This window comes from Megasphaera jansseni (assembly GCF_047974155.1).
In the GTDB taxonomy this organism is placed as follows: Bacteria; Bacillota; Negativicutes; order Veillonellales; family Megasphaeraceae; genus Megasphaera.
Map to the genome: position 1 here is coordinate 14639 of NZ_JBHYRR010000025.1, position 24345 is coordinate 38983.

A 24345-nucleotide genomic window follows, 5' to 3' on the forward strand; every position below is an offset into this window, starting at 1 on the left:
CTAATCGCCTGCTTGCATACGCCGGTAAATGGGCAGCCGCTTCAAGTGGCGCAAGGTAAAGATAGCCGTAATGCCGATGAGGATGCCCGTCCCCGTACCGGCGACGGCCAGGATGGGCAGGTAGAGCATAATCTTGATATTTCCGACGACCAGGGAGGCCACGATGACCTGGCCCAGGTTGTGGAAAATACCGCCAGCTGTGCTGACGCCGATGATAGAGAATTTCCCTGTCTTCTGCAATACCATCATGGCACCCAGGCTGAAAGCTGCCCCGGCGACGCTGTACAAAAAGGCGTTGATGCCGCCGCCAAAAGCCGTAGCCAGGATGATGCGCACGAGCAGGATGAGGCAGACGTCGCGCTTGCGCGGCAGGGCATAGAGGGCGATGACCGTAATCAGATTGGCCAGCCCCAGTTTCGCCCCTGGTGCGATGAAGGGCACGGGCAGCATCCCTTCGACGACGTATAGGACCAGGGACTGGGCGATGAACAGGCCCAGGATAATGATGTGAAATGTTTTTTTCATAAGTACCTCTAATGGGCCGGAATGACATCAGGTTCGTCATCACCGGCGGACTTTACTTCGACCAACACCTTGTGAGGCAGGCAGACGACGGTCGCACCGGGCTTGCTGACAAAGCCTTCACTGATGCAGATTTTATCGGGACAATCGGCTTCGGTAATGCCGACGCTCTCGTCCTGGACGACGACGAGGTTATAGCCTTCATCGGTCTGGATAGGGATGACGTCGGTTCCGTGGTGGCCCGACAAGGGAACTTCTTTATAGACCTTGCCATCGACCTGGATGACCGCATACGTCCGGCTCACAGACGCATCATTGCCGGTGAGGTAAAAGATACCTTCCGGGATGAAAGATAAGACGAGCAGCGTAATGATGAGGACGATGTCCCCTTTTTGGATGATATGTTTCATAAGATTTCCATTTGACGAACAGGAGAATGAACATGAAGAACAAATACTTGGCCATCCTGCTCCTGCTGGCCCTGGCTGTCGGGAGCAGCGGATGCAGTACACAGCAGGCCCAATCCCAGCCGGCTCAGACGGCGCAGGACGTACAGGCCCCATCGGCACCGGCCATCCAGGCCGATTCGCAGGCTTATAGCGACGAAGGCCTGAAAAAATACCAGGCCGGCGATTATGCCGGAGCCCTGAACGATTTCGACAAAGCCCTTTCCCTCGACGCCAACAATTATCAGGCCTTGAGCAATAAGGGCGTCACCCTGGCCATGCGCGGCAACAGTACGGGTAGCAAAAACGACGTCACCCAGGGCATCGAGCTCATCGAAAAAGCGCTGAAAATAGCCCCGAAAGACGTCGCTTCTTTCTATAACCTGGCCTTGGCCTATAAGATTGACGGCCAATACGATAAGGCCTTGACGTATTTCAAGAATGTCATCACCGCCGACCCGGGCAATACCTGGAGTTACTACGGTATCGCCACCATCTACGGCGACCTGGGCAAAGCCGATGAAGCCCTGCCCTATTTGAAACAGGCCATCGACCTGGGCGGCGAAGACGTCCGCCAGGCAGCCCGTACGCAGAGCCATTTCGATAAAATCCGGAACAACGTGCAGTTCCAGAAAATCGTCGGCTGATTACATATCTTCCTCAGCGATTTCGCAGAGGATATGACCGATCATAATATGCATTTCCTGGGCCCGTGCCGTCACTTTCGCCGGTACGGCCAGGCAGATGTCGCAGGCCTCCTTCATCTTGCCGCCGCCATAAGCGGTCATGCCGATGACGGTGAGGCCTTTTTCATGGGCTGCGTCAATCGCTTCCAGGACATTCTGGCTGTTGCCGGATGTAGAAATGCCGACCAGGACGTCGCCTTTTTCACCCAAGGCCCGGACCTGGCGGGCAAAGACCGTATCAAAGCCATAATCATTGCCGACGGCCGTCAGGATCGACGTGTCGACAGTCAGGGCAATGGCCGGGTAAGGACGCCGTTCCTTTTGGAAGCGGCCGACGATTTCTGCGGCTAAATGCTGGGAATCGGCAGCGCTGCCGCCGTTACCGCAAAAAAGTATCTTGTGACCGGAAGCCAGGGCCTCTTTGACCAGGGCCCCGGCTTTTTCAATATCCGGAATCAATTCCATCGTCGCCTCGAGGACGGCGGCGTGGTCTTTCATTCGTTGTGCTACGAGACTCATAATACCTCCTATTTTTGGCCTTCTCCATCGTCGACGACGCGGATTTCACCGGTGTGCGGATGGATGACCATACCATAAATCGTAAGGGTTGAAGGCAAGTAGGGATTGGCCCGCAGGCGGCGGACCGTGTCGCAGACAGACGTGCTGATATCGGTAATGGGATCGGCCCACTGTTCCAGTTTCGGCCGGACAGCCGCAATCGCTTCTTCGTCAATGCCTTCTTCGGCCATATGACGGCACAGGCTGTCTGCCGTCGTCTTGAGCATGCCGCAGTCATCGTGCCCCATAACGATGATGTCGTGGACGTGCAGCTCATAGACGGCGACCATGAGGCTTCCGATGACGCTGTCAAAGTCTTCAAAAGCCGTATTGCCAGCGACTTTAATGAGCTTAGCTTCCCCACGGGCCAGGCCCATGGCCGGTTCGAGGAAACTCAGGAGACGCGTATCCATGCAGGTCAGGACAGCCAGGTTGCGGCTGGGATATTTGCTGACTTCGTCGAAGCCGCCCTGAGACAGGGACTGCTTGACAAAATGTTCATTGGCTTTCAAAATCTGCCGTGTCAGTTCACTCATAGCGCCCTCCTTATGCCTTAGCGGCAGTCATGACTTTCTTGGCCTTCAAGTACTGGTCGATACCCGCTGCCGTCTTGCGGCCTTCGCGCATGGCCAGGACGACAGTCTGCGGTTTGTGGACGATATCGCCGGCAGCAAAGATACCTTCCCGGCTGGTCATGCCATAGGGTACATCCTTGACAGCGATGTAGCCATCGTCATTGGCATCGATGCCAAAAGCTTTGACAATAGGCAGTTCCGGCTTGTTGCCGATAGCGGCGATGATCTTATTGGCCGGGACGACGCCGAATTCCCCTGTCGGCACCATGGTAGCATCTTCGAGGATCTGCTGTTTTTCGTATTTCAATCCTTCTACATGGTCCGTCCCGACGACGGCTTTCGGAGCCGAATAGAACTGGAACTGGACGCCATCGGCTTTGGCTTCTTCATATTCCGACGGCAGGCATTTCATATTCTTTTCAGCACGGCGGTAGACGATCTTGACGTCAGCACCGAGGCGGAGCGACGTGCGGGCCGCATCGATGGCGACATTGCCGGCACCGACGACGATGACCTGGTCGCCTTTCTGGACGGGCAGGTCTTCCAATTCGACTTCGCCCGTCTGGACGCGCTGGACATCGCGCAGGAACTGTTCCGCATCGACGACACCGTCGAGGGTATCATTGTCGACGCCGAGATTCCAGGCATTCATCGTACCGATGGCGATGAAGACGGCATCGAAATCGCTCTGCAATTCATCCAGGGACTTATCGACGCCGATTTTGACGTTGTATTCAATGGTGACGCCCATATCCGTCAAGGCCTTGGCTTCGCGGTGCAATAATTCTTTATGGAGCCGGAAAGTCGGGATGCCGTAAGTCATGGTACCGCCAGGCTGGGAGGCCGCTTCAAAGATAGTCACATCATAATCAAGCTTAGCCAGTTCCCGCGCGGCTGCCATGCCGGCAGGACCGCAGCCGATGATGGCCACGCGGCCGGCTGTCTTGCGGCTGACCGGCTGCGGCAGGAAACCGCCGTCCAGGGCCATGTCCGCTACGAAGCGTTCGAGCTTGCCGATTTCAACGTGTTTGCCTTTTTTGCCGAGGACACAGTGGCCTTCGCACTGCGTTTCTCTCGGACAGATACGGCCACAGATAGCCGGCAGGTCGCTGCGGTGATAGATATGTTCAGCAGCGGCACCGAAATCGCCCAAGGTCATGGCGTGGATGAACTGGGGAATTTCATTTTCAATGGGGCAGCCTTTGCGGCACTGCGGCACTTTGCAGTTCAGGCAGCGTTTGGCTTCGGCTACGGCTTCAGCCAGCGTATAATCAGCATCATGCATGACTTCTTCATGGAAAGAAGCCAGCCGGTTCTTGGTATCGGACATGAGAGAACCCACCTTTCCGGATTATAAATGATTAGATTTTATTCGGGATAAAAAAATGGTGCGCCCAAGATGACTCGAACATCCGACACGCAGTTTAGGAAACTGCTGCTCTATCCAGCTGAGCTATGGGCGCACAGGGCACACAGGTCTGCTGCGTGCAGATTAATCATACCATGAAACGGCAAAAAAATAAAGGTGCTGGCTCATGAAAAAAAGGCCTATTGCAAGTCTTTCAAACACTCTCTATAATTAGAGATGTGCATATTGTTCCCAAGCGACAATAGCCACGACTGCCATGAAAGAAAGGAATCAAGCATGATCAATTTAGAAACCCTGGCTACGGAGCAGCCAAACAGCCATAGCCAGCATATCGACAGCGTATCGACAGAAGATATGCTGCGCATCATAAATGAAGAAGACCATAAAGTCGCCGATGCCGTCGGCGCCATCATCCCGGCCATCGCCAAAGCCGTCGACACCATTGCCGACAAACTGCGCCACGGCGGCCGCCTGTTCTATATGGGCTCCGGCACATCCGGCCGTCTGGGCATCCTCGACGCCGTCGAATGTCCGCCGACGTACAGCACCGATCCGGAACGCATACAGGGCCTCATCGCCGGCGGGTACGAAGCCATCTTCCGGGCCAAAGAAGGGGCCGAAGATTCACCGGAACTGGGACGGCAGGATTTAATGGCCAAAAACCTGACCGCTGCTGACGTCGTCGTCGGCCTCAGCGCCTCGGGCCGGACGCCCTATGTCGTCGGCGGCCTGACCTATGCGGCCTCGGTCGGAGCCGCTACCATCGCCATCGACTGTTCACCCCATTCAGCCATCGGCTGTTGTGCCGACATCGACCTCTGTGCCATCGTCGGCCCGGAAGTCGTCACCGGCTCGACACGCATGAAGGCCGGTACGGCTCAGAAGATGATTGCTAACATGCTGTCGACAGGCGCCATGATCCGCCTGGGCAAAGTCTATGGCAACCTCATGGTCGACGTCAAGTCATCCAATCAGAAATTAGAAGAACGAGCACGGCGTATCGTCATGACGGCGACGGGCTGCAGCCGCCAGGAAGCCATAACAGCCCTCGCCGAAAGCCAGGGCCGGGCCAAGACGGCTATCGTCATGGTCCTCCTGCATATCCCGGCCAGCGAAGCCGAAGACCGCCTGACAGCCGCCCAGGGCTACGTCGCCGCCGTCCTCAAGGAGGCTGCCCATGGATTACGATAAACTGGCACGGGCCATCTACGATATCACCGGCCCGGCAGGCAATATCGAAAAGGCCTACAACTGCATGACCCGCCTGCGCCTGACCGTGAAGGATGAACACTTCACCAAGGACGACCTGGCCAAACTGCCCGGCGTCATGGGCATCAACAAATCAGGCGATGAATGGCAAATCATCGTCGGCCCGGGCAAGGCGACCAAGCTCTATCAGGCCTTTGCGCCTTTAGTCGAAGCAGGCCGTAAAGAACAGCCGCCAGCAGCTGCGCCAGCCGCCGGCGATGATAAGCAGGGCCCGTTCGACGGACAGGCCCTGCACGAAGAAATCCGCCGTAAGAATGCGACGCCGGCCAAACTGGCCTTGAAGAAAATCGCCCACATCTTCGTACCCATCATCCCGGCCTTCATCGCCTGCGGCCTGATCACGGGCCTGCTCAACGTGGCCTTTAAGATGGACCCATCCCTGGCGGCCCAGCCGCTGATGCAGGTCCTGGCCATTGCCGGCAATGCAGCCTTTTATGGCCTGAACATCTTCGTCGGCATCAATGCGGCTAAGGAATTTGGCGGCTCGCCCATGCTGGGCGGCGTCATGGCAGCCATCCTCAGCCACCCGAACCTGGCCCAGATCAATCTCTTCGGCGAATCTCTGGTCCCCGGCCGGGGCGGCATCATCGCCGTCCTCCTGGTCGTCTTCTTTTCATCGTGGCTGGAAAAGAAACTCCACCGCATCGTCCCGGATATGTTCGACCTCTTCGTCACGCCCTTTCTGGTCGTCGTCATTTCGACCTTCGTCGCCCTCTTCCTCTGCCAGCCCCTGGGCGGTTACCTGTCAGAAGCCATCGGCTATGCGGCGACAGAATCCATCGGGACCGGCGGCGCTGTGACGGGCTTCATCCTGGGCGGGACCTTCCTGCCCATGGTCATGGTCGGCATCCATCAGGGCCTGACGCCGATTCACGCAGAACTCCTGTCGCGCTACGGCGTGACCATTCTCCTGCCCATCCTGGCCATGGCCGGCGGCGGCCAGGTCGGCGCGGCCATCGCCGTCTATGCCAAGACCCAGAACAAGGCCCTGCGCAAGACCATCGCCTCGGCCCTGCCCGTCGGCCTCATGGGCGTCGGCGAACCGCTCATCTACGGTGTCACCCTGCCCCTGGGCAAACCATTCATCGGTGCCTGCATCGGCGGGGCCTTTGGCGGGGCCGTCCAGGCCGCCTACATGGTCGGCGCCGCGACGATCGGCATTTCCGGCCTGCCCCTGGCAGCCAGCACGGACAACATCCCCATGTATTTATTAGGACTTGTCACAGCCTACGTGACCGGCTTCATCGCAACCTGGCTCTTAGGCTTTGACGACCCGAAGGAGGGTGAATAAATGGAAACGGGTATCTCTGTCTATCCCGGTCTGGGAGGGACGATACAAGAAAAAACGGCCCGCATCGAACGGGCTGCTGCCCTCGGGATGACGCGGCTCTTTACGTCATTCCACATCCCGGAAACGGATCCGGCGGCTTTCCGCAAAGAACTGCAGGCCGTCCTGGACACGGCCCGGCAATGCCAGCTCGATATCGTCGCCGACGTATCGCCGGCCTCGGCAGCCTGCTTGGGCATGGACCGTTTCGATCCGGAAGCCATCGCCAAGCTGGGTATTACAACTGTCCGCTTTGACGACGGCTTCGACGCAGCCAAACTGGCCATGTACAGCCATATCGTCCGCGTCCAGGTCAACGCGTCGACACTGACCCAGAAAGACCTGGAAGACCTCCAGAAGAATGGCGCCCAGCTGGACCACATCGACAGCCTGCACAACTTCTATCCCCGCCCCCATACGGGACTGGCCCTGGACTATTTCAAGGCCCAGACAGCCCGGCTCCACGCCTGCGGCCTGTCCGTCGGCGCCTTCGTCCCCAGCCAGACCGGCCAGCGGGCACCACTGTATGAAGGCCTGCCGACGCTGGAATTCCATCGCCATCAGGACGTCAGCCTGGCAGCCCGCCACTTAGCCGCTCTGGGCGTCCAATCCGTCTTCATCGGCGACGACAAACCAGCCGATAAAGAACTGCGCGATCTGGCCCGGGCCGGCCGGGAAGAAACAGACGTCGTCGTCATCAAAGCCAAACTCCTCAGCCGGGAACCGCATATCCAGGACCTGCTCTCCTATACCTTTACGGCCCGGCCCGATCCGTCACGGGATGTCATCCGCGCCAATGGCAGCCGGGCCCATCTGGACGGCCGTATCATCGAACCGGACAGCGACATCTTCCGCAGCCTCCACCGCGGCGACATCACCCTGGATAACGCCGATTTCCTGCGCTACATGGGCGAAGTCCAAATCGTCAAATGCGAACTGCCGCCGGAAGAACGGACCAACATCGTCGCCAAAGTCGTGCCGAACGAAGAATTTCTCCTCGACTACATCACGCCGGGCCGGAAATTCCGCTTCGAATTCATCCGTTAGGTTCCTCTTTCTTGGCCAAGAGGATGACCGCTCCCAGGATGCAGGCCATGCCGGCCGCCCCGGTCAGGGTCAAGGCTTCATGGAAAATGGCGATGCCGACGACGGTCGACGTCAGCGGTTCCACCGAAGCCAGGATGGACGCCCGGCCCGCCTCCATATGCTTCAGGCCTATCGTATAGAGGCCAAAAGGCAGGGCTGTCGACATCAGTCCGAGGAGGCCAAAGAGGAGCCCCGTATAGGGTACCGCTGCGGTCAGGGAAAGGATCATGCCGAAATGGCAGAAAGGCAGGAGCCCTAAAGAGGCGATGAGGAAGGTCCAGGCCGTGACCGTCAGGGGTTCATATTTCGCCAGGGCGTAGTGGCCAAAGACGGAATAGAGGGCGTAGCCGAAGCCGCTGCCCAGGCCGGCCAGGATCCCGGCAGCTTCGACATGGCCCATCCCTAACCCGCTGACCAAGACGCAGCCGGCAAAGGCCAGGGCCAGGCAGAACCCTTTGCGCCGCGTAAAGCGTTCATGGAAGAGGAAGATGGAAAAGACCATGACGATGCTCGGCGCCGTATAGAGCAGGATGGCCGCAACCGATAAGGTCGTCAACTCAATGGCTGTAAAATAGCAGATATTGAAAAAGACGATGCTCCCCAGGCCCGTCCCCAGGAACATCCAGATATCCCGCGGCGCGATGGCCAGGCTGCGGGGCTGATGGAAGAGGGTGGCGCCGGTCATGGCGATGGCTGTGACCAGGGCCCGGCCAAAGGTAATCTGCAAGGGCGACAAGCCATAGGCCGACAGCTGGCGGGTAAACAGGCCGATGATGCCCCAACAGATACCGGCTGCGACGACGCAGAGAGGCGCCATATGTTCTATTTTCATCTGTATCACCTTCCTAAAAAAAATAGGCCCGGCGAAGGATAAACGCCTTCGTTCCAGCCTTGGTTTTATTATAGCACAGTTAATGCTGATGATGATATAATAAAAAAAGTAATGTAAACAGAGGTAATCAAATCATGAATCAAGAAATGAAACTCGCCGTCCTCATCGACGCCGAAAATATTTCCAGCAAATACATCGACGTCATCTTATCTGAAGCGAATAATCTCGGCGATGTCATCTACAAACGAATTTACGGCAACTGGACGACGCCCCAGATGGCGTCGTGGCGCAACACCATTTTAGATAACGCCATCCAGCCCGTCCAGCAGTACAGCAATACAATCCGCAAGAATTCGTCCGACTCGGCCCTCATCATCGACACGATGGACTTATTGTACCAGAGCAATCTCGACGGCTTCTGCATCGTCTCATCAGACAGCGACTTCACCCGCCTGGCCTCGCGCCTGCGGGAATCGCAGAAATACGTCCTGGGCATGGGCGAAAGCAAGACGCCCCGGTCCTTCATCTCGGCCTGCAACAAGTTCCTCTACCTCGACGTCCTTTGGGAAGAAGCGGAAGAACACGAAACGAGCGAGCACGAAGGAAGCGACCATGAAGAAGCCCAAGCCGACCACACCAGCCCGCAGACGAAGGCCGAAAAGCCGGAAACCGACAACCATGCCAGCGAAACGCCGGCAGCCCGCCCGCTGACACCGCCGGAAACGATGCCCCTCCACGGCAAGACGCCGGGGAAAGATTTCTCCACCATCCGTCAGGCCCTGATCAAACTGACTGAAGAAAATTCCGACGATAACGGCTGGATTTTCTCGGGTACGCTGGGAAATCTCCTGAGCAAGCAGTTCTCCGATTTCGACGTCCGCAATTTCGGCTACAAGAAATTCGTCCCCTTCATCGAATCGCTGAAACTCTTTGAGGTCAATACCTTTACGGACGAAAAGAACCGTACAGTCAAGCACAATTACTTCAAGCTCAAACAAACGCCCAAGCGGCCACGGCGCACGTTCCGCCCGTATTATAAACAGCGCGGCCGCTAAAACCACTCGATTCACGGAGGATACCCGCCATGGATGCGAATACACAAAAGGCGCTGGAATCGCTGCGCCGGCGAAAGGTCAATTCGTCCATCGCCATCGCAGCGGACCTGGCCAACGACAACTTAAACAGTATCTGCCGTCTGGCGCTGGCCTGGATCAGCGACGGCAATGTCCACGGCATTTCCTATTTCATCAAGCCCAGGGAAGGCCCGGTCCAGGCGCACAACCTGACGGAAGCCATGCTGGCCGACAGCAAGCCTTTCGACGTCGTCTGGGATGAAGACATCGCCATTCTCCTCAAAGATGCCGTCCTCTCTGCGTACCGCTCGGAGCGGCTCTTCCCGGCCATCAAGGCCAGCTACGAAGCGTCGGGGCGGGAACTCCCCCTGAAGGATGTCTACATCCGGGACCTGAAATTCCTGGCCGCGACGTATATGCCCAACCTGGCCAATGACTCACTGACGTCGATCCTGCACCGCATGAAAATCCCCGTCGATATGGACAACGCACTGAGCCGGTCCATGGCCTGTATCTGCGGCTTGAGCTGGTTGGAAAACCTTTATCCTATTTCCAGCTACGGTATCCCCTTGTCGGCCATCCTGGCCGGCGCCCTGCAAGGCCAGCCGGAAGAGGTCGTTGAAACGCGGGAGGAACGGGAAGCAAGGGAACAAAAGGAAGCCAAATACGCCAAATTGACGTATTACACGAAGATGCTCTTCCTGCCCTTCGTCATTTTCTGCCTGTTCATCACCATTTATTATGTCCATCGCTACGGGGAATCAGAACAGACCAACGTCAACTTCTCCCGCTATTCGTCCAGCGGCATCCCGGAACTGAGTGATGATGAAAAAGAAGCACAGCAGGAAAAGACACGACTGCCATCGAACAGCGGCCGCTACCTCATGATGCGCGGGACCTACGTCATCCCCGATGAGACGACGATTCCCACCTTCCTCAAGGCCAGTCACGACCGGGATATGGAAACGATCCGCTCCCTCGTCCGGTCCGACAAGATACTGGTCTTCGCCAAGCCGACGCGCATCCAGATTACAGGCGACAAAGACAAGAATGGCTTCGTCCCCGTCAAAATCCTGGAAGGCGATTACGCCAATCGCACCGGCTTCGCCTCAGATGATATGATAACAAAATAAAAAAAGCGCTGTCGCATGAAGACAGCGCTTTTTCTGTAGGGGCGCCCACGTGGGGCGCCCGTTTACGCTTTTTAGTTGTTAGTGGTTAGGGGTTAGGGGTTAGCAGCCCGCCCTTCACGGGGCCAGCCAGTCCTGGAGTTCTTTGATGACGGCTTCTTTGGCTATGATGCCGTGGGAATTCCAGACGACACTGTCGACCTCCTTGACGTGGCCTTCCCGGACAGCCGGTACATGCTGCCATAAGGGATCGGCCTGCAAGCTTTCATAACGGCGCTGGGCGGCGTTGTTGTTTTCGCCGCTGCTCATGCCGTAGCCGCAGCTGACCAGGATATAATCGCACTGGAAGTCGGGGATGGCTTCCAGCGACAAGGCCATGTTCTTGCTGCTGCCCATAGCTACGGCCAACGGCGGCGGATAGAGATTGAGGAGTTCATACATGAATTTATTGATGGCATTTCCCGGATAAGGGTAAAGCCGTATTTCTTTCTTCAAGACCCGCACCAGGGCGACACTGCGGTTGCCGATACGGGATTTGATGGCCAGGCGGGCCTGCTTGACGACGTCATAATATTGGCGAAGCCGTTCAGCCCCCCGCTCAGGCTGCCCCAGGGTGATGGCCATGGCCAGGAGGGATGTCTCGGCATCCTGCAGGTCAAAAGCCGCTACGGGAGCGATTTTACTCAGGGCCACATAAGCATTGCGGTCATACGAATCGCGGAGGATGATGAGGTCCGGCTTTTCCGCCTGGACCTGTTCCAGGTTGATTGTATTAGTACTGTCATTGATGTAAATGTTGTCGACGCCTTGAGCGGCCAGCGTCTCATGCAAGTAGGAATCAGGCCGGTCATGAGCCGCCACCATAGGAACCCCCAAAGCCACCATGGGATCTTCCATGCCGATGACGACGACCCGCTGGGGCTGGTCCGGCAGGATGGTCGTCCCATATTTATGATGCAGTACCCGGTACCCATCGCCATCGTAGCTGAACATAGCCTGGGCCGCCGCCTCCTTCTTAGCAAAGCGTTTCTGCAATTCCTGGTCAATAGCCTGAGGCGTATCGGAGCGCATAGACTCCTGATCGAGCACGGGCAGGTCACCGCCGACACTCTGCCAGGACAAAGTGGCACAACCACCGAGGAAGGTCGCCGCCAGCATCAGTCCCAGTCCGGCGCAAAGGCCTTTCACCTTGGCATTACTCGTCATGAGCCGCTCCTTCCCGGACATAAGGGATACAGAACGGCCGCTTCGTCCGCGGGTCCTGCATGATTTCAGCTTCGACGCCAAAGACGTCGCCCAGCATCTCTTGGGTCATCGTTTCTTCCGGCGTACCGGAAAAGCGGATTTCCCCTTTCTTCATGGCAATGATATAGTCGGCAAAACGGGCGGCTTCATTGAGTTCGTGAATGACCATGACGATGGTCTTGCCGTATTTCCGATTCAAGCGGCGGACGAGTGTCAGGATTTCCATTTGATGGGAAATATCGAGGAAACTCGTCGGTTCGTCGAGGAACAAGATGTCCGTATGCTGGGCTACGGCCATGGCAATCCAGGCCCGCTGCCGCTGGCCGCCGGATAACTGCTCAATAGGCCGGTTGGCAAATTCCGTCATATCTGTTTCGGCCAGGGCCCAATCGATGATCTCAGCATCTTCCCGGGTCAGGCCGGAAAAGGCGTGTTTCTGATGCGGTGCCCGGCCATAACTGACCAGTTCCCGCACGGTCAGGCCGCCGGGCGCACTGGGGTTCTGCGGCAAAATAGCCAGGGACGCAGCCAGACGCCGGCTGTCCTGTTCATGGACCGATACGCCGTCGAGCAGGACCTGCCCCTTCAAAGGCGGCTGAATCCGGCAAATCGTCTTGAGCAGCGTCGACTTGCCGCAGCCATTGGCCCCGATGAGGGCCGTTACCTTCCCGGTCGGGATGCGCAGCGTCAAATCGCGGATGATGACGTTATTATCATAGCCGGCGTACAGATGTCGTGCTTCCAGTTCCATAGATAGTCCTTTCTTTTATACAGGTTTCTTCAAAAAGAGATACATGAAATAAGGGGCCCCGATGAGGGCTACAATCGTGCCGACGAGCATTTCATCAGGCGCGATGATGACCCGCGACACCCAGTCGGCCGTACACAACAGGAGGGCCCCCAGCAAGGCCGAAGCCGGAAGGACCCGGCTATGGCGGACACCGACCAGGCGCCGGGCGATGTGCGGGCAGATGAGGCCGATGAAGGCGATGCTGCCGCCGACAGCGACACAGCAGGCAGCCAGGACGACAGCCGTCATCAGGTAGAGGAAGCGGCTGCGGTTGATATTGAGACCCAGACCGATTGCCGTTTCATCGGATAAACTGAGGATGTCCAAGTCGCGATGGCGGAACCATAAAAAGAGGCCCAAGCCGAGAACGACGGGCAGCAAGACGGCGACGTGCCCCCAGGAGTTGCCGAAGATACTGCCGATGATCCAGGCATTGACCTGGTGGAATTTCGTCGAATCCAGGCGGACGATGAGGACGATTTCCAGGGCATGGATGCCGGCGGCCAGGGAGACGCCATTCAAGATGAGCGTATACATCGACGTCTTGCGCCCTTTCCGGTAAGACAGGCGGTAGATGATGAGCGCCGTCAGCGAAGCTCCGGCAATGGCAGCCAGGGGCAGGGCCCAAATGGGCAGGGCTTCTGTCGCCGACTGGCGATAGATGAGCAATAAGACGGCAAAACCGGCGCCGGCATTGACGCCAAGCAGGCTGGGACTGGCCAGGCCGTTCTTGGAAACAGTCTGAAAAATCGTCCCCGACAGGGACAATCCCATGCCGACCAGCAGAGCTAAAATCGAGCGTACCAGGCGGAAATCGAAGACCGTCAGCCGTTCTTCCGGCGTCCCGCCGCCCAGGAGGATGCGGATCAGCTGGTCATATGAGAAATACGTAAAGCCCGTACCGACGTGGATGATAAAGATAGCCGCCGTCAGCAGCACCAGGATGGCGATGCAAAGGCTATAAGAATAAGAGCGCATCACTTCATCCCCTTTCGGTTGGCAAGATATAAGAAGAAAGGTACGCCGATAAGGGCCGTAACCGCGCCGAGAGGCAATTCAAAAGGCGGCGAAACGAGACGGGCCGCCATATCGGCTGCGACGACCAGGATGGCGCCGAGCAGGGCCGCAATGGGAACGACCTTGCGGTAGTCGATGCCGACGAGATAACGGGCCATGTGCGGCGTCACCAGGCCGATGAAACCGACAGGACCGGCGACGGCGACGGCAGCCCCGCTGAGGAGCAGGACCGTAATCCCTGCCAGGACGCGGATGCGCAGGATCTTGCCGCCCAGGCCGATGGCGACTTCTTCGCCAAAGGTCAGGAGGGTCACGGATTTAGAAATAAACAGGGCCAATATAAAACCGGCCAGGACCCAGGGCAGGACTGCGGCAATCTGGGTCATGCGGATGCCGCTGATACCGCCGGCCGTCCAGTAACTGACGTCCTGTGCAACGTCAAAGAAGACGACCAGAGCCTGAGTAATGGCCGAAAAAATAGCCCCAATGGCCACACCGGCCAGGGTCAGATAGACTTTGGAAGAAGAACCGCTGACACGGAAAGCCATGGCCATGATGAAAAAGGTCGCAATGGCAGCGCCAGCAAAGGAGAAGAAAATCGTCCCTGTCAATTCAGCATCGGGAAAGAAGATCATGGCTACTGCCAGTCCCAGGCCGGCGCCAGCATTGACGCCGAGGATGGACGGACTGGCCATGGGATTGTTGGTAACGCCCTGCATGAGAGCGCCGGATACAGCAAATCCGGCACCGCAGAGCAAGGCAGCCAGCAGGCGCGGCAGGCGCAGCGTGCGTACCAGCAGCTGCGCCGCATCATCCGGGTCATAGGTGGTGAAAGACTGGCAAATGGCCTGCACGGAAATATCCCGGGCGCCGACAGTCAGGAACAGCAGGGACAGGCCCACTAGGACGGCAGCCAGGACACAGGCCAGGGCAATGGCGAAACCATTGCTGTGGCGGCTGTATCCTCCCCTGCCTGGCTGGGAAATACGCATAGTGTCATTCCTTTCTGTCGCCTTACAACTTAATATTGAAGGACAAGAGGTACGTCCGGGCCTGGCCGAGGTACACGGCATTTTCCAGGGCGTGCCAGTAGTTGCGGTTGAAGACGTTGAGGACGTCGAAACGGACCGTCATCGGCGTGCCGCCGCTCTTGAAGGAATAGCGGGCGCCCACATCCCAGCGGGTCCAGGGAGCGACGCGCAGCGTATTGGCCGCATTGGCATAGGCCGAGCTGTTGTAAATCATGCGCGTCGTGAAAGTCAGGCCCGGTACGGACTTGATATCCTGTTCCAGGCCCATCGTAGCCGTCCAGCGGGACGTCCCGGCGACCTGGTTGCCATTATACTGGCCATCCTGGGAATTGGTATACTTGGCATCGAGATAGCTGACGCCGCCGAGGATACGGGTCCCCTTCTTCGGTTCGCCAAAGATATTCCATTCGATGCCGCGGTGGCGGACTTCCCCTGTCAATTCGTAGTATTTCGTCAATTCATTTTCGATGAGCGACGGTTCGCGGATAGTGAAAGCGCTAAGGGTCGTCGTGTATTTGCCGAAATCGAACTTCGTGCCGATTTCGTACTGTTTCGTCTTATACGGGGCAAAGGACTGACCGTAGTTGGCCGCATTCGTATCGGTAACGGTTTCCCCGGCTTCCAGGCCCTGCATGTAGTTGGCGTAGATGGAAGCGTGTTTGCCCATCTTGTGGACGATGCCGTACGACGGCGAGAAGACCGTTTCATCCGACGAGCTGGCCGTATTCGCCGTCGAGCTGACGGTATTATTGAAGTTTTCCAATTTAGCCCGCTGGAAACGGCCGCCGATAATGAACTTCCAGGCATCATCTTTGGTCGACAGGATATCGGTCAGGGCGACGCCGGTCAACGTCGTTTCATCATTCTTCGGCTCTGCCCAGGCATCATGATCCGGATAGCCCTGGAACTGCGGGTCGTAGAAGTTGGTCGTATAACTGTAGTTCTTGCCAAGGGCTGTCTTGATCTTGCGGTTGGCCATGTAACGCGTGTAGTGGACGCGGTCGGCGCTGAGGACGAGTTCGTGATTGATGTCCCCTGTCTTCACCTTGCCGCGGATGCCCACTTCTTCCGTATCGGCCTTATTGACTTGATTATTGTAATTATAGGCTACCGTCGACTTGCCGCTCTTATTAGTGAGCTGGAACGTATTATACAAGTAATCCATGGATGTATCGCGCAAGCCGATAGCGGCAAAGGCCGTCCAGTCTTTGTTGAGGTCGTATTCGCCGTGGAAAACGCCATATTTTTCGACGACCGTCCGGTACGTACCGGGGGCCCCGAATTTCGAGTGTATATAAGCTTTAGGCATGTACGAGACATTTTTCAGGAAATCCGATCCAAAGGTGACGCGGTACTGCGGATTGTCGATGTGGTCATAGACATAGCCCAAGTCGAGGGAAGCCCGGTAGCGGTCGCCCTTCGCATCCAAGGCGACATTGACGCTGGTCGTCTTTTCCCGTTCATCATCGTTGACGGTATGGCCGCCGCCGCGGTTAAGGACGTTGACGCGGACACCGTATTTCCCGTCTTTCGTGCGCTGGCCGACATCGAGGTGTTCCGTCAGCTGTGCGCCCGACCCGAGGGATACGGTCAAGTCGCGGATCGGCGTGTCTTCTGCCCGCTTGGGAACGAAATTAATCGTACCGCCAACGGTACCGTTCGGCGCCAAACCGCCTAAGAGTGCGCTCGGCCCCTTGATGATGTCCACGCGATCCAAGGCTTCGACACCACTGTAGAAACGCGGCCCGACACCGTAGATACCGTCCCATTGGACGTCCTGCTGGGTCGTCTTGAAGCCGCGGATATTCCAGGCGCTGGAAGCACCGGACAAAGTCTGGTCGCTGACCGACGGGTCGTTGGAAGTGACGTCGGAAACGTTTGCTGCCTGCTGATCTTCCATAGTCTTGGAACTGATACCGACGACATTGAACGGTACATCGAGGATTTTTTGATCCCCTAAGGCACCCATATGGCTCGTCGTCGACACCTGTCCGCCTGCAAAGGTCTGCGGTGGCTGTTCTTCCGGCACCGGTTCCGGTTCAGCCGCTTTGGGTTCTGGTGCTGGTGGCGGTGCCGCCTCCTCTTTCGGTGCTTCATAGGTATCGTAAACGTCATCGGATCCTAAATCATAGACGGGCATGACATCATCGGCATAAGCAGCAGCCCCATAGAGGCTCATGCCGGATAAGGTCGTGCTGGCCAAGGCCATCAGGACCCATAAGCGCATCGTCTTTTTTCTCACGTACATGTCTCCTTTCTCTTTTTGTAACGATTATATATTCTCATTATTAATGCTATGAAAGCAGTGCTAATGATACATGATTTTATTATCGTTGTCAAATAATTTAAAGATAATTCGATTAAAACTTATTTTAATTATCTTTACGCCACAAAAATACATATTTTTGTGTTTAAATCGTGACAGTTATTTTCATTGCATTTTCAATTTATTTATGATATACTTGCTCCGCTATCGAAGTTAATTGAAAGTGAAAATTATTTAGGAGGTACACATGGAGTATATTCTGAGTGCGATTACGATGTTTCAAAAAGGCGGGATTGTCATGTACATCCTGCTCTTATGTTCTATTTTTGTTATAGCCATCGGTATTGAACGAGGCTTATTTTTTTACCATGCCGATTCAGGCCGTGCCTTTTCCCGTCTCTTTGCCATGCGGGTCTATAACAAAGAATTCCAAGTAGCCCGTGATTTGGCCGGCTCGACCAAAGGGGCTTTGGCCGACATCATCACAGACGGCCTCAACCGTTACAGTACCAATTCGGAAAAACTCAATTCTTACTTGGAAGTCCATTCCGGCATCGCCTTAGCCGGGCTTCGCAAACGCCTTTATTATTTAAGCGTCATCGTCACCATGGCTCCACTGCTCGGCCTCCTCGGTACGATCAGCGGCATGATTTCGTCGTTCAGCGTCTTCAACCTCGAATCGGGCCAGGCTACGGCCATCACCGGTGGGGTCGGTGAAGCCCTGATTGCGACAGCCATGGGTTTGTGCGTCGCCATCATCGCGCTGGTTGTCCATTCTTATTACACCCAGCGTATCGACGCCGTCGTCACCGATATGGAACAGTGCTTCTCCCTCATCGAAGACAACCGGGCTGCTTTTGCTGAAACCAGCGTCAACGACATCCAGACCGTTTCCCGGAAAGCAGGTGCCGCTGCATGAGACTTCGCGACAGGAGACAATTTTCTAAGCCCGAAGTCATGATTATCCCGATGATCGACATCATGTTCTTCCTGCTCGTATTCTTTATGATCAGTACGCTCTACATGGTCAATTTGAAGACGGTCCACGTCGCAGTCCCCAAGGCAGAACACGCCGAAACCCAGATGAACGTGACCTACTTAGTCACCATGAAGAAAGACGGGACGCTCTATTTAGAAGACAAGCCCATCAGCCAGGACGTCCTGCTCACACAGGCGAAAGCCGAAAAAGAACGGAGTGCAAAATTCGCCGTCGTCCTCCGCGCCGATGAAGGAATTGATTACGGCAACGTCGTCCAGCTCCTCGATGCCTTCCGCAGCGCCGGCATCGACCGCCTGGGCCTGGCGGCAGAATCAGGAGGCAAGTCATGACGACAGCCCAGCGGCAGCTGTATACAGGCTGGGGTGCGTCCATCGCCTTTCACGTCGTCGTCTTGCTGATACTGGCAGCAACAGGCCTTTTCGCCAGCTTATCCCAGTCTGAAGAAAAACCACCTGTCGACGTCACGGTCTACGACGCATCGGGCGCTGCCGCACCAGCTGCCGGTGGCGACAGTGCACCGGCTCCGTCGGCACCGACTCCATCCGTCGATATTTCCATCCCGACCGATAAGGAAGTGCCGCCAGATGATAAAAAACAGGAAGACGAACAGAAACAGGACCAGACGCCTTCGCCGAACCAAGACAGCCATGCCAGCAGTGATTCCCATGAAAAGGGCAGCGCTGAAGGCAGTGGCCAGGGCCATACGGAAAAAGGCGGTACTGGCGGCGGTGGCGACGGCTCTGCCCCGGGTAATGGCAACGCCATGAAACCGGCTACCCCACCCCATGTCGTAGCAGCGGCACCGCCCGCCTTCCCGCCTTCGCTGCAAGGCAAGGGCATCAGCGGATCTGTTACCTTATCCATCGTCGTCGGAGCCGACGGCAGTGTCCAATCCGCTTCCGTCGCCGGCTCTTCCGGTTATCCCGAAATGGATGCAGCTGCCCAGCAAGCCATTTACAATTATTCCTTTGAACCGGCCCGCAACAGTAACGGCGATCCCGTTCCCTGCAGAACGACAAAAACCATCAATTTCCACGGGCATTAAAAAAAAGGGCTTGTCGCACGACGACAAGCCCTTTAAAGTGGTTAGTGGCTAGCAGTTAGTTGTTAGCGAATGGCTTTAAATTTAACGGTCTTTTCTGAAAACTACAAACTCCGTGCTACAAACTATAAAGTAAAAGGGACCTCATATGATGGCAGAATCCTTCGTGCGACAGTCCCTTTTTTTAGTTGTTAGGGGTGAGGGGTGAGCGGATGGTTTTAAATTTAAAAAGAACCTCGCAGGATAGCAGAAGCCTTCGTGCGATGGCTCTATTTTTATGGTATAATTTCATTGAAATATAATTCAATGAAACATGTTTCAATGAATTATATTTCAATAAAGAAGGAGGGCATCTTTATGTATCAACCATTTATTGGCAGAAAAGAAGAGTTAGCTGCTCTAGAAAAACTATATGAAACAGAAGGATTCCAAATGATGGTCGTTTACGGACGTCGGCGCATTGGTAAATCCACTTTACTCAGTCATTTTATCCGAGGAAAAAAAGCTATCTTTTACACGGCGGCCCGCAATGGTCTCCAACGGAATTTACAACTCTTGAGCCGGAGAGTCCTTGATGTCCTGGCTCCGGACTTAAATACGTTAACCTTTTCAACGTATGAAGAGTTATTCGCTTTTCTTTCCAACAAATGTCGAGAAGAACGCATCCTTTTTATTATCGATGAATTCCCTTATCTTGCAGAACAAGCTCCAGAACTATTATCTATATTACAAAAATATATCGACACCGAATGGATGCAAGGAAATATGTATTTGATTCTTTGTGGCTCCTCTATCAGCTTCATGGAAGAAGAAGTATTGAGCGAAAAAAGTCCTCTTTTCGGCAGGCGGACAGCCCAAATACAAGTCAAACCATTTTCTTATTGCGAAGCTGCTGATTTCGTCCCATCCTATACGCCCGCTGAAAAAGCAGTATGTTACGGGATTACGGGTGGCGTCGCAAAGTACTTATCCTTACTGCGGGATACGAAATCTTTAGACGAAAATATAATCAGCTTATTCTTCTCAAAAACCGGCTATATGTATGAAGAGCCATCCAATCTGCTGACACAGGAATTCCGCAATATTACGACATATAATGCCATCATCGAAGCCATTGCGTCAGGGAGAACGAAACAAAATGCTATCGCAGACCTCACCCATTTAGAGCCATCTACGACAAGTCATGCCATACAAAATCTTATTAAAACAGGAATCTTAAAAAAAGAATATGCCATTACGGATGAACGGAATAAGCGCAAAGTCCGCTATACTTTTGCCGACCACATGTTCCGCTTCTGGTACCGCTTTCTGCCAAATGGCATTGATGCCATTGAACTCGGTCACGGCGACGCATATTATCAACATGTCGTAAAACCAGGGATTTCAGATTATATGGGCGACGTCTTTGAAGATATGTGCCGCCACTATACTTTATATATGGGATTGACAGGAAATCTTCCTTGTATGATAACTCGTGTAGGCAAATGGTGGGGAACGGACCCACGAAAGAAAGAAGAAACGGACATTGACGTTGTCGGTTTGGATACCATAAAGAAAGAAGCCGTTTTAGGAGAATGTAAATTTAAAAATGAACGGCTCGACAAATCCGTCTATGAAACCCTGCGCGACCGCACAGGACTTATAGACCATCATTATCGAACCGTCCAGTATCTGCTTTTTTCAAAGAGTGGTTTTTCTGATTGGATTTTGACCCACCAAAAAGAAGAAGCCATCATGCCTATTGATTTACCGCAAATGTATACGTCACATTGACAAGATTTTTTGGTAAATCTGATGATCCCGGAGTGCCGCCCGGCCGATGCCGATGAGGTCGGCCTGTCCTTTTTCCAGGAAGCTTTCGGCTTCATCACCGTCAGTAATACCGCCGGTCAGCAAGACAGGCAGGGTCGTCCCCGCTTTAGCCGCTGCCGATAATTCGGCAAAATACCCGGCTTCTGTATGTCCAGGACGGAAAAAGACGCTCATGCCGCCGGAAAGGCTGAGCATGTCGATGCCGGCTGCTTCAAAGATTTTAGCCGCTTCAGCAATTTCACCGGCAGCGGCGCCACCTTTCATATAGTCACTGCCACCAAGGCGCAGGGAAAGAACAAAATCACTGCCCAAACGGCGGCGGATAGCCTGAATGATTTCAACGTGCAGTCGGGTCCGGCCAGCCATAGTCTGTCCCGTATAGGCATCCGTCCGCTTGTTGGTCAGCGGCGAATAGAACTGGTCCAACAGATAGCCATGAGCCGAATGGATTTCTACGCCGTCATAGCCTGCCTGCTGCGCCCGGACAGCAGCGTCGACAAAGGCCTGGATGATGCGCTGGATATCGCCCAGGGTCATTTCCCGGGGAAATTCCGGCTGTCCATGAACCGAAGCCGCCCGCGACGGATTGGGAACGGCACTGGCACTGATGACTTCCTGACCCGTAATGGCCCGATGAGCCGCACTGCCGGCATGACTGATCTGCGCCAAAATCGGTACACCATGAGCATGGACAGCAGCCGTCACCCGGCGCAGGCCGGGAATATCGGCGTCTGCTGCCAGCGATACCTGATTGGCACTGGCCCGGCCTTCAGGCGAAACAAAGCTATGTTCCTGAATAATCAGGCCCGGACCACTGCGGGCCATTTCATCATAATATGCGACCAGCCCGTCCGTCACCTGACCTTTCGCCGACTTTTCCGTTGCCATCGGCGGCATGACCAGGCGGTTCTTCAAGACCATAGAGCCAACTTTCAGCGTTTCGTGTAATAATGGATACATCATAAACTCCCTCTTTCTGTAGTTTCTAAATATATATATTTCTATGATTATAGATTTATATAGTGAAAAAAGATGGCCCGATCCTATAAATCGTGGCCAATGAAATGAGCTAATTCCTGCAAAGCCTGCTCATTGCGGCGATAGTACGTCCAGCGGCCCAAACGCTCGGTCGACAACAATCCGGCGCGCTGCATCATGTCCAGGTAATGGGAAATCGTCGATTGAGAAATCCCAGCCTTATCCTGGATCGAGCCGACACAGACACCACCTGTGAACTCCGTTCCCGGCGGCAGATGACAACCCTGGGGCGGAAAATATTTTTCTGGCTCCTTCAGCCAAAGCAGGATATTGACCCGCGTCTCATTGGACAAGGCTTTGCACATTTCCATTAACTGATTCTTATCCATTTATATCTACCTTTCGCTATATATCTACATCTCAATCTAAAAGTAGTATAAGCCTAAATGCTCCATCTGTCAAGAAGTGGCTCGTGGTTCGTGGCTAGTGGCTCGTGGTTCGTGGCGGGCGCCCCACGTGGCGCCCCTACAGGGCTTCTGCGTAAAGGCATTGTTCGATATGGCACCCGATGCAAGGCAGAGACTCCCCATGTCTCCAAGGACCGCAGGAGCTCAATGACGCGGTCAGATTTGCGCCGGATTTGCCGGACTGGGAGAAAGCGTGGCTCGTGGTTCGTGGCTAGTGGCTCATGGCGGGCGCCCCACGTGGCGCCCCTACAGGACTTCTGCGTAAAGGCATTGTTCGATATGGCACCAGATGCAAAGCGGCCCCATGCCGCAAGGACCGCAGGAGCTCAATGACGCGGTCAGATTTGCGCCGGATTTGCCGGACCGGCAAGGAGAAAAACGCAGGCATAGCGGGGCTCTGTCGAGGCTTTTCGACGCCGCCAGTCCGGCAAAGACAAGCAAAGATGACTGCACGAATTGAGCTTCTGCGGTCCGTCAAAAAGCATCCCATTCGGCGAAGCGTTCGTTCATGCGTTTTTTCTTGATTTTTTTAGGTTCTCCTTCGACCGCGGCAAAGGGCATTTTCCCGGTGGCAATCGTCCGTTTATAAAAGAGTTCAATCGCTTGTTCTTCCGTCAAGCCCAGGCGCTCAAAGATGGCCCGGGCTTTTTTTCTCGTTTCTTCATCCATGTTCTTCATCTCCTTTGCACTTGTCATGGCGGTCCTGAGCTTCCTGATTGATGCCGTCCAGGGTAGCCATATGCCAGACGGCATACATCATGGTCTTCATGAGGATGACGCCTAAGACGGCCCCCGTCCCTTCGCCCAATGAGAGGCCGGCCTGGATGGGCACTTCGTATTCGTCGATGCCACACAGGCGCAGGGCCTGGGCCATACCGGGCTCCCGGGAAATATGGGACGGCAGGGCATAATCGCGGACAGCCGGGTTCATGGCGATAGCACAGGCCAGAGCCGTCGCCGTAATAAAGCCATCGATATAAAAAGGAATCCTTTCATCAGCACAGGCCAGCATGGCCCCGCAGAGTGCGGCCAAATCAAAGCCGCCGACACAGCGCAGGGCGTCAGCCGGCGTCACCAGCTGATTTTCATAGCGCTTAATAGCTTCGGCAATAACGCGGCGCTTATGGAAAAGCAGCTTATAATTGCCCCGGGCCGACCCGAAACCAGTCAGCCAGGACATCTTTTTCGGCGACAGCGCCGTCAAGACGGCGGCGGATGTCGTCGTGTTGCCGATGCCCATTTCCCCGAAAGACAGGAGATTGACGCCTTCTTTTGCCGCTGCCCGCACCCGTTCGCGGCCCGTCGCCATGGCTTGGGCCAGCTCTTCCCGGCTCATAGCCGGTTCGACGGCGAAATTCTTCGTCCCCCTGGCAATCTTGCGGTCCAGGCCGACGGCATCGTCACTGTCGATACCGACATCGACGACTTCATAGGGAATCCCCTGGCTGCGGCAGAAACAGGTCACAGCCGACGTCCCCTGTACCATATGGCAGCTCTGCATATACGTGATATCCGATAACTGCGCAACCACGCCGACCCGGACGACGCCGTTGTCGGCAGCGAAGATGAGGTGCTTCGGCCGCAGTTCCCGATGAAAAGTCCCCCAGGCCAATAAAATCTGTTTCGCCTGCTTTTCTAAAAGCCCCAGGCTGCCCGGCGGCTTGGCCAGATTGTCGATCTGGTACAGGGCCTGGCACCGGTAATTTTCATAGCTCACAATCATATATTCCCTCTTTTCTCGTCTGAATCGCTTCTATTGTACCATGATTGTAAGGGATTCGCGACTTACAAGAAAAATGAATACTTGTTCATCCTGTAACACAG

General features: G+C 55.3%; 25 protein-coding genes and 1 tRNA gene. 10 read left to right on the forward strand and 16 right to left on the reverse strand.

Going from position 1 to position 24345, the window contains the following annotated elements; all coding sequences use genetic code 11:
- Window positions 1-525, reverse strand: coding sequence for a Gx transporter family protein (locus tag ACE418_RS09875; RefSeq protein ID WP_416450451.1), 525 nt, complete (start codon window positions 523-525; stop codon window positions 1-3).
- Window positions 526-533: 8 nt separating this feature from the next.
- The gene (locus ACE418_RS09880) at window positions 534-932 is read right to left on the reverse strand and encodes a NusG domain II-containing protein (protein WP_416450452.1); all 399 of its coding nucleotides are present in this window, start codon (window positions 930-932) and stop codon (window positions 534-536) included.
- A 32-nt stretch (window positions 933-964) separates the two neighbouring features.
- On the opposite strand from ACE418_RS09880, the gene ACE418_RS09885 reads away from it, so the two are divergent.
- Window positions 965-1615 (forward strand): tetratricopeptide repeat protein, encoded by a 651-nt coding sequence (locus ACE418_RS09885; protein ID WP_416450453.1) that lies wholly within the window; start codon window positions 965-967, stop codon window positions 1613-1615.
- On the opposite strand, the gene gmhA is transcribed toward ACE418_RS09885, so the two are convergent.
- From gmhA to ACE418_RS09905, 4 genes are all read right to left on the reverse strand, one after another.
- Window positions 1616-2173 carry a D-sedoheptulose 7-phosphate isomerase gene (gene gmhA / locus ACE418_RS09890; RefSeq protein ID WP_416450454.1) on the reverse strand — a complete coding sequence of 186 codons (558 nt, stop codon included), beginning with the start codon at window positions 2171-2173 and terminating at the stop codon, window positions 1616-1618.
- Window positions 2174-2181: 8 nt separating this feature from the next.
- Window positions 2182-2748 (reverse strand): beta-class carbonic anhydrase, encoded by a 567-nt coding sequence (locus tag ACE418_RS09895; RefSeq protein WP_416450455.1) that lies wholly within the window; start codon window positions 2746-2748, stop codon window positions 2182-2184.
- Between the two features lie 10 nt (window positions 2749-2758).
- Window positions 2759-4117, reverse strand: a complete 1359-nt coding sequence (locus ACE418_RS09900; RefSeq protein WP_416450456.1) for an FAD-dependent oxidoreductase — start codon at window positions 4115-4117, stop codon at window positions 2759-2761.
- Window positions 4118-4173: 56 nt separating this feature from the next.
- Window positions 4174-4250, reverse strand: a tRNA-Arg gene (locus ACE418_RS09905).
- A 182-nt stretch (window positions 4251-4432) separates the two neighbouring features.
- On the opposite strand from ACE418_RS09905, the gene murQ reads away from it, so the two are divergent.
- Genes murQ through ACE418_RS09920 form a run of 3 tightly spaced genes read left to right on the forward strand, consistent with a single transcriptional unit; the run spans window position 4433 to window position 7799 of the window.
- Window positions 4433-5347 (forward strand): N-acetylmuramic acid 6-phosphate etherase, encoded by a 915-nt coding sequence (gene murQ / locus ACE418_RS09910; protein ID WP_416450457.1) that lies wholly within the window; start codon window positions 4433-4435, stop codon window positions 5345-5347.
- A complete protein-coding gene (locus ACE418_RS09915) occupies window positions 5334-6716 on the forward strand; it encodes a PTS transporter subunit EIIC (RefSeq protein ID WP_416450458.1) in 1383 nt (460 codons plus the stop codon). The genes murQ and ACE418_RS09915 overlap by 14 nt, the downstream gene beginning before the upstream one ends.
- A complete protein-coding gene (locus ACE418_RS09920) occupies window positions 6717-7799 on the forward strand; it encodes a DUF871 domain-containing protein (RefSeq protein ID WP_416450459.1) in 1083 nt (360 codons plus the stop codon).
- Here ACE418_RS09920 and ACE418_RS09925 read toward each other — a convergent pair.
- A complete protein-coding gene (locus tag ACE418_RS09925) occupies window positions 7789-8670 on the reverse strand; it encodes a DMT family transporter (RefSeq protein ID WP_416450460.1) in 882 nt (293 codons plus the stop codon). The genes ACE418_RS09920 and ACE418_RS09925 overlap by 11 nt on opposite strands.
- A 134-nt stretch (window positions 8671-8804) precedes the next feature.
- Between ACE418_RS09925 and ACE418_RS09930 the strand changes: the two genes are divergently transcribed.
- Together ACE418_RS09930 and ACE418_RS09935 are read left to right on the forward strand one after the other, a co-directional pair.
- Complete coding sequence (locus tag ACE418_RS09930; RefSeq protein WP_416450461.1) at window positions 8805-9725, forward strand: NYN domain-containing protein; 921 nt, start codon at window positions 8805-8807, stop codon at window positions 9723-9725.
- Window positions 9726-9754: 29 nt separating this feature from the next.
- A complete protein-coding gene (locus ACE418_RS09935; protein WP_416450462.1) occupies window positions 9755-10876 on the forward strand; it encodes a 3'-5' exonuclease family protein in 1122 nt (373 codons plus the stop codon).
- Between the two features lie 114 nt (window positions 10877-10990).
- On the opposite strand, the gene ACE418_RS09940 is transcribed toward ACE418_RS09935, so the two are convergent.
- The 5 genes from ACE418_RS09940 to ACE418_RS09960 are packed head-to-tail and all read right to left on the reverse strand — an operon-like array spanning window position 10991 to window position 17198.
- Complete coding sequence (locus tag ACE418_RS09940; RefSeq protein WP_416450464.1) at window positions 10991-12079, reverse strand: ABC transporter substrate-binding protein; 1089 nt, start codon at window positions 12077-12079, stop codon at window positions 10991-10993.
- Window positions 12069-12869 carry an ABC transporter ATP-binding protein gene (locus ACE418_RS09945; RefSeq protein WP_416450465.1) on the reverse strand — a complete coding sequence of 267 codons (801 nt, stop codon included), beginning with the start codon at window positions 12867-12869 and terminating at the stop codon, window positions 12069-12071. The genes ACE418_RS09940 and ACE418_RS09945 overlap by 11 nt, the downstream gene beginning before the upstream one ends.
- Window positions 12870-12884: 15 nt before the next feature.
- Complete coding sequence (locus tag ACE418_RS09950; protein ID WP_416450485.1) at window positions 12885-13886, reverse strand: FecCD family ABC transporter permease; 1002 nt, start codon at window positions 13884-13886, stop codon at window positions 12885-12887.
- On the reverse strand, window positions 13886-14917 hold the full coding sequence (locus tag ACE418_RS09955; RefSeq protein ID WP_416450467.1) for a FecCD family ABC transporter permease: 1032 nt from the start codon (window positions 14915-14917) through the stop codon (window positions 13886-13888). Before ACE418_RS09955 ends, ACE418_RS09950 begins: the two co-directional genes overlap by 1 nt.
- A gap of 22 nt (window positions 14918-14939) precedes the next feature.
- Window positions 14940-17198 carry a TonB-dependent receptor gene (locus tag ACE418_RS09960; protein ID WP_416450468.1) on the reverse strand — a complete coding sequence of 753 codons (2259 nt, stop codon included), beginning with the start codon at window positions 17196-17198 and terminating at the stop codon, window positions 14940-14942.
- A gap of 271 nt (window positions 17199-17469) precedes the next feature.
- On the opposite strand from ACE418_RS09960, the gene ACE418_RS09965 reads away from it, so the two are divergent.
- The 4 genes from ACE418_RS09965 (at window position 17470) to ACE418_RS09980 (ending at window position 21037) form a co-directional block, all read left to right on the forward strand.
- Window positions 17470-18141, forward strand: a complete 672-nt coding sequence (locus tag ACE418_RS09965; protein ID WP_416450469.1) for a MotA/TolQ/ExbB proton channel family protein — start codon at window positions 17470-17472, stop codon at window positions 18139-18141.
- Window positions 18138-18551 (forward strand): ExbD/TolR family protein, encoded by a 414-nt coding sequence (locus ACE418_RS09970; protein WP_298590882.1) that lies wholly within the window; start codon window positions 18138-18140, stop codon window positions 18549-18551. The genes ACE418_RS09965 and ACE418_RS09970 overlap by 4 nt, the downstream gene beginning before the upstream one ends.
- The gene (locus ACE418_RS09975) at window positions 18548-19267 is read left to right on the forward strand and encodes an energy transducer TonB (protein ID WP_416450470.1); all 720 of its coding nucleotides are present in this window, start codon (window positions 18548-18550) and stop codon (window positions 19265-19267) included. The genes ACE418_RS09970 and ACE418_RS09975 overlap by 4 nt, the downstream gene beginning before the upstream one ends.
- A 354-nt stretch (window positions 19268-19621) precedes the next feature.
- Entirely contained in the window at window positions 19622-21037 is a 1416-nt protein-coding gene (locus ACE418_RS09980; protein WP_416450471.1) for an ATP-binding protein, read from the forward strand.
- On the opposite strand, the gene ACE418_RS09985 is transcribed toward ACE418_RS09980, so the two are convergent.
- The 4 genes from ACE418_RS09985 to ACE418_RS10000 all read right to left on the reverse strand — a co-directional run bounded on the left by ACE418_RS09985 (window position 21029) and on the right by ACE418_RS10000 (window position 24244).
- Window positions 21029-22039, reverse strand: a complete 1011-nt coding sequence (locus ACE418_RS09985) for an NADH:flavin oxidoreductase (protein ID WP_416450472.1) — start codon at window positions 22037-22039, stop codon at window positions 21029-21031. The two genes, ACE418_RS09980 and ACE418_RS09985, sit on opposite strands and share 9 nt — an antisense overlap.
- 80 nt (window positions 22040-22119) lie before the next feature.
- Window positions 22120-22443, reverse strand: a complete 324-nt coding sequence (locus ACE418_RS09990; protein WP_416450473.1) for an ArsR/SmtB family transcription factor — start codon at window positions 22441-22443, stop codon at window positions 22120-22122.
- A 552-nt stretch (window positions 22444-22995) separates the two neighbouring features.
- Window positions 22996-23190: a type II toxin-antitoxin system RelB/DinJ family antitoxin gene (locus ACE418_RS09995; protein ID WP_416450474.1), complete on the reverse strand. Its 195-nt coding sequence runs from the start codon at window positions 23188-23190 to the stop codon at window positions 22996-22998.
- Window positions 23183-24244: a nicotinate-nucleotide--dimethylbenzimidazole phosphoribosyltransferase gene (locus ACE418_RS10000; RefSeq protein ID WP_416450475.1), complete on the reverse strand. Its 1062-nt coding sequence runs from the start codon at window positions 24242-24244 to the stop codon at window positions 23183-23185. The genes ACE418_RS09995 and ACE418_RS10000 overlap by 8 nt, the downstream gene beginning before the upstream one ends.
- Window positions 24245-24345 lie beyond the last annotated feature (101 nt).

Excerpts from the sequence above, each read along its gene's own strand:
- ACE418_RS09970 (WP_298590882.1), top strand. The coding sequence starts at position 18,138 with ATGAGACTTCGCGACAGGAGACAATTTTCTAAGCCCGAAGTCATGATT.
- gmhA (WP_416450454.1), bottom strand. The coding sequence starts at position 2,173 with ATGAGTCTCGTAGCACAACGAATGAAAGACCACGCCGCCGTCCTCGAG.
- ACE418_RS09950 (WP_416450485.1), bottom strand. The coding sequence starts at position 13,886 with ATGCGCTCTTATTCTTATAGCCTTTGCATCGCCATCCTGGTGCTGCTG.
- ACE418_RS09985 (WP_416450472.1), bottom strand. The coding sequence starts at position 22,039 with ATGATGTATCCATTATTACACGAAACGCTGAAAGTTGGCTCTATGGTC.
- ACE418_RS09925 (WP_416450460.1), bottom strand. The coding sequence starts at position 8,670 with ATGAAAATAGAACATATGGCGCCTCTCTGCGTCGTCGCAGCCGGTATC.
- ACE418_RS09945 (WP_416450465.1), bottom strand. The coding sequence starts at position 12,869 with ATGGAACTGGAAGCACGACATCTGTACGCCGGCTATGATAATAACGTC.
- ACE418_RS09920 (WP_416450459.1), top strand. The coding sequence starts at position 6,717 with ATGGAAACGGGTATCTCTGTCTATCCCGGTCTGGGAGGGACGATACAA.
- ACE418_RS09875 (WP_416450451.1), bottom strand. The coding sequence starts at position 525 with ATGAAAAAAACATTTCACATCATTATCCTGGGCCTGTTCATCGCCCAG.
- ACE418_RS09995 (WP_416450474.1), bottom strand. The coding sequence starts at position 23,190 with ATGGATGAAGAAACGAGAAAAAAAGCCCGGGCCATCTTTGAGCGCCTG.
- ACE418_RS09900 (WP_416450456.1), bottom strand. The coding sequence starts at position 4,117 with ATGTCCGATACCAAGAACCGGCTGGCTTCTTTCCATGAAGAAGTCATG.
- ACE418_RS09935 (WP_416450462.1), top strand. The coding sequence starts at position 9,755 with ATGGATGCGAATACACAAAAGGCGCTGGAATCGCTGCGCCGGCGAAAG.
- ACE418_RS09975 (WP_416450470.1), top strand. The coding sequence starts at position 18,548 with ATGACGACAGCCCAGCGGCAGCTGTATACAGGCTGGGGTGCGTCCATC.
- ACE418_RS09885 (WP_416450453.1), top strand. The coding sequence starts at position 965 with ATGAAGAACAAATACTTGGCCATCCTGCTCCTGCTGGCCCTGGCTGTC.
- ACE418_RS09915 (WP_416450458.1), top strand. The coding sequence starts at position 5,334 with ATGGATTACGATAAACTGGCACGGGCCATCTACGATATCACCGGCCCG.
- ACE418_RS09880 (WP_416450452.1), bottom strand. The coding sequence starts at position 932 with ATGAAACATATCATCCAAAAAGGGGACATCGTCCTCATCATTACGCTG.
- ACE418_RS09980 (WP_416450471.1), top strand. The coding sequence starts at position 19,622 with ATGTATCAACCATTTATTGGCAGAAAAGAAGAGTTAGCTGCTCTAGAA.
- ACE418_RS09965 (WP_416450469.1), top strand. The coding sequence starts at position 17,470 with ATGGAGTATATTCTGAGTGCGATTACGATGTTTCAAAAAGGCGGGATT.
- ACE418_RS09940 (WP_416450464.1), bottom strand. The coding sequence starts at position 12,079 with ATGACGAGTAATGCCAAGGTGAAAGGCCTTTGCGCCGGACTGGGACTG.
- murQ (WP_416450457.1), top strand. The coding sequence starts at position 4,433 with ATGATCAATTTAGAAACCCTGGCTACGGAGCAGCCAAACAGCCATAGC.
- ACE418_RS09990 (WP_416450473.1), bottom strand. The coding sequence starts at position 22,443 with ATGGATAAGAATCAGTTAATGGAAATGTGCAAAGCCTTGTCCAATGAG.
- ACE418_RS09895 (WP_416450455.1), bottom strand. The coding sequence starts at position 2,748 with ATGAGTGAACTGACACGGCAGATTTTGAAAGCCAATGAACATTTTGTC.
- ACE418_RS09955 (WP_416450467.1), bottom strand. The coding sequence starts at position 14,917 with ATGCGTATTTCCCAGCCAGGCAGGGGAGGATACAGCCGCCACAGCAAT.
- ACE418_RS10000 (WP_416450475.1), bottom strand. The coding sequence starts at position 24,244 with ATGATTGTGAGCTATGAAAATTACCGGTGCCAGGCCCTGTACCAGATC.
- ACE418_RS09930 (WP_416450461.1), top strand. The coding sequence starts at position 8,805 with ATGAATCAAGAAATGAAACTCGCCGTCCTCATCGACGCCGAAAATATT.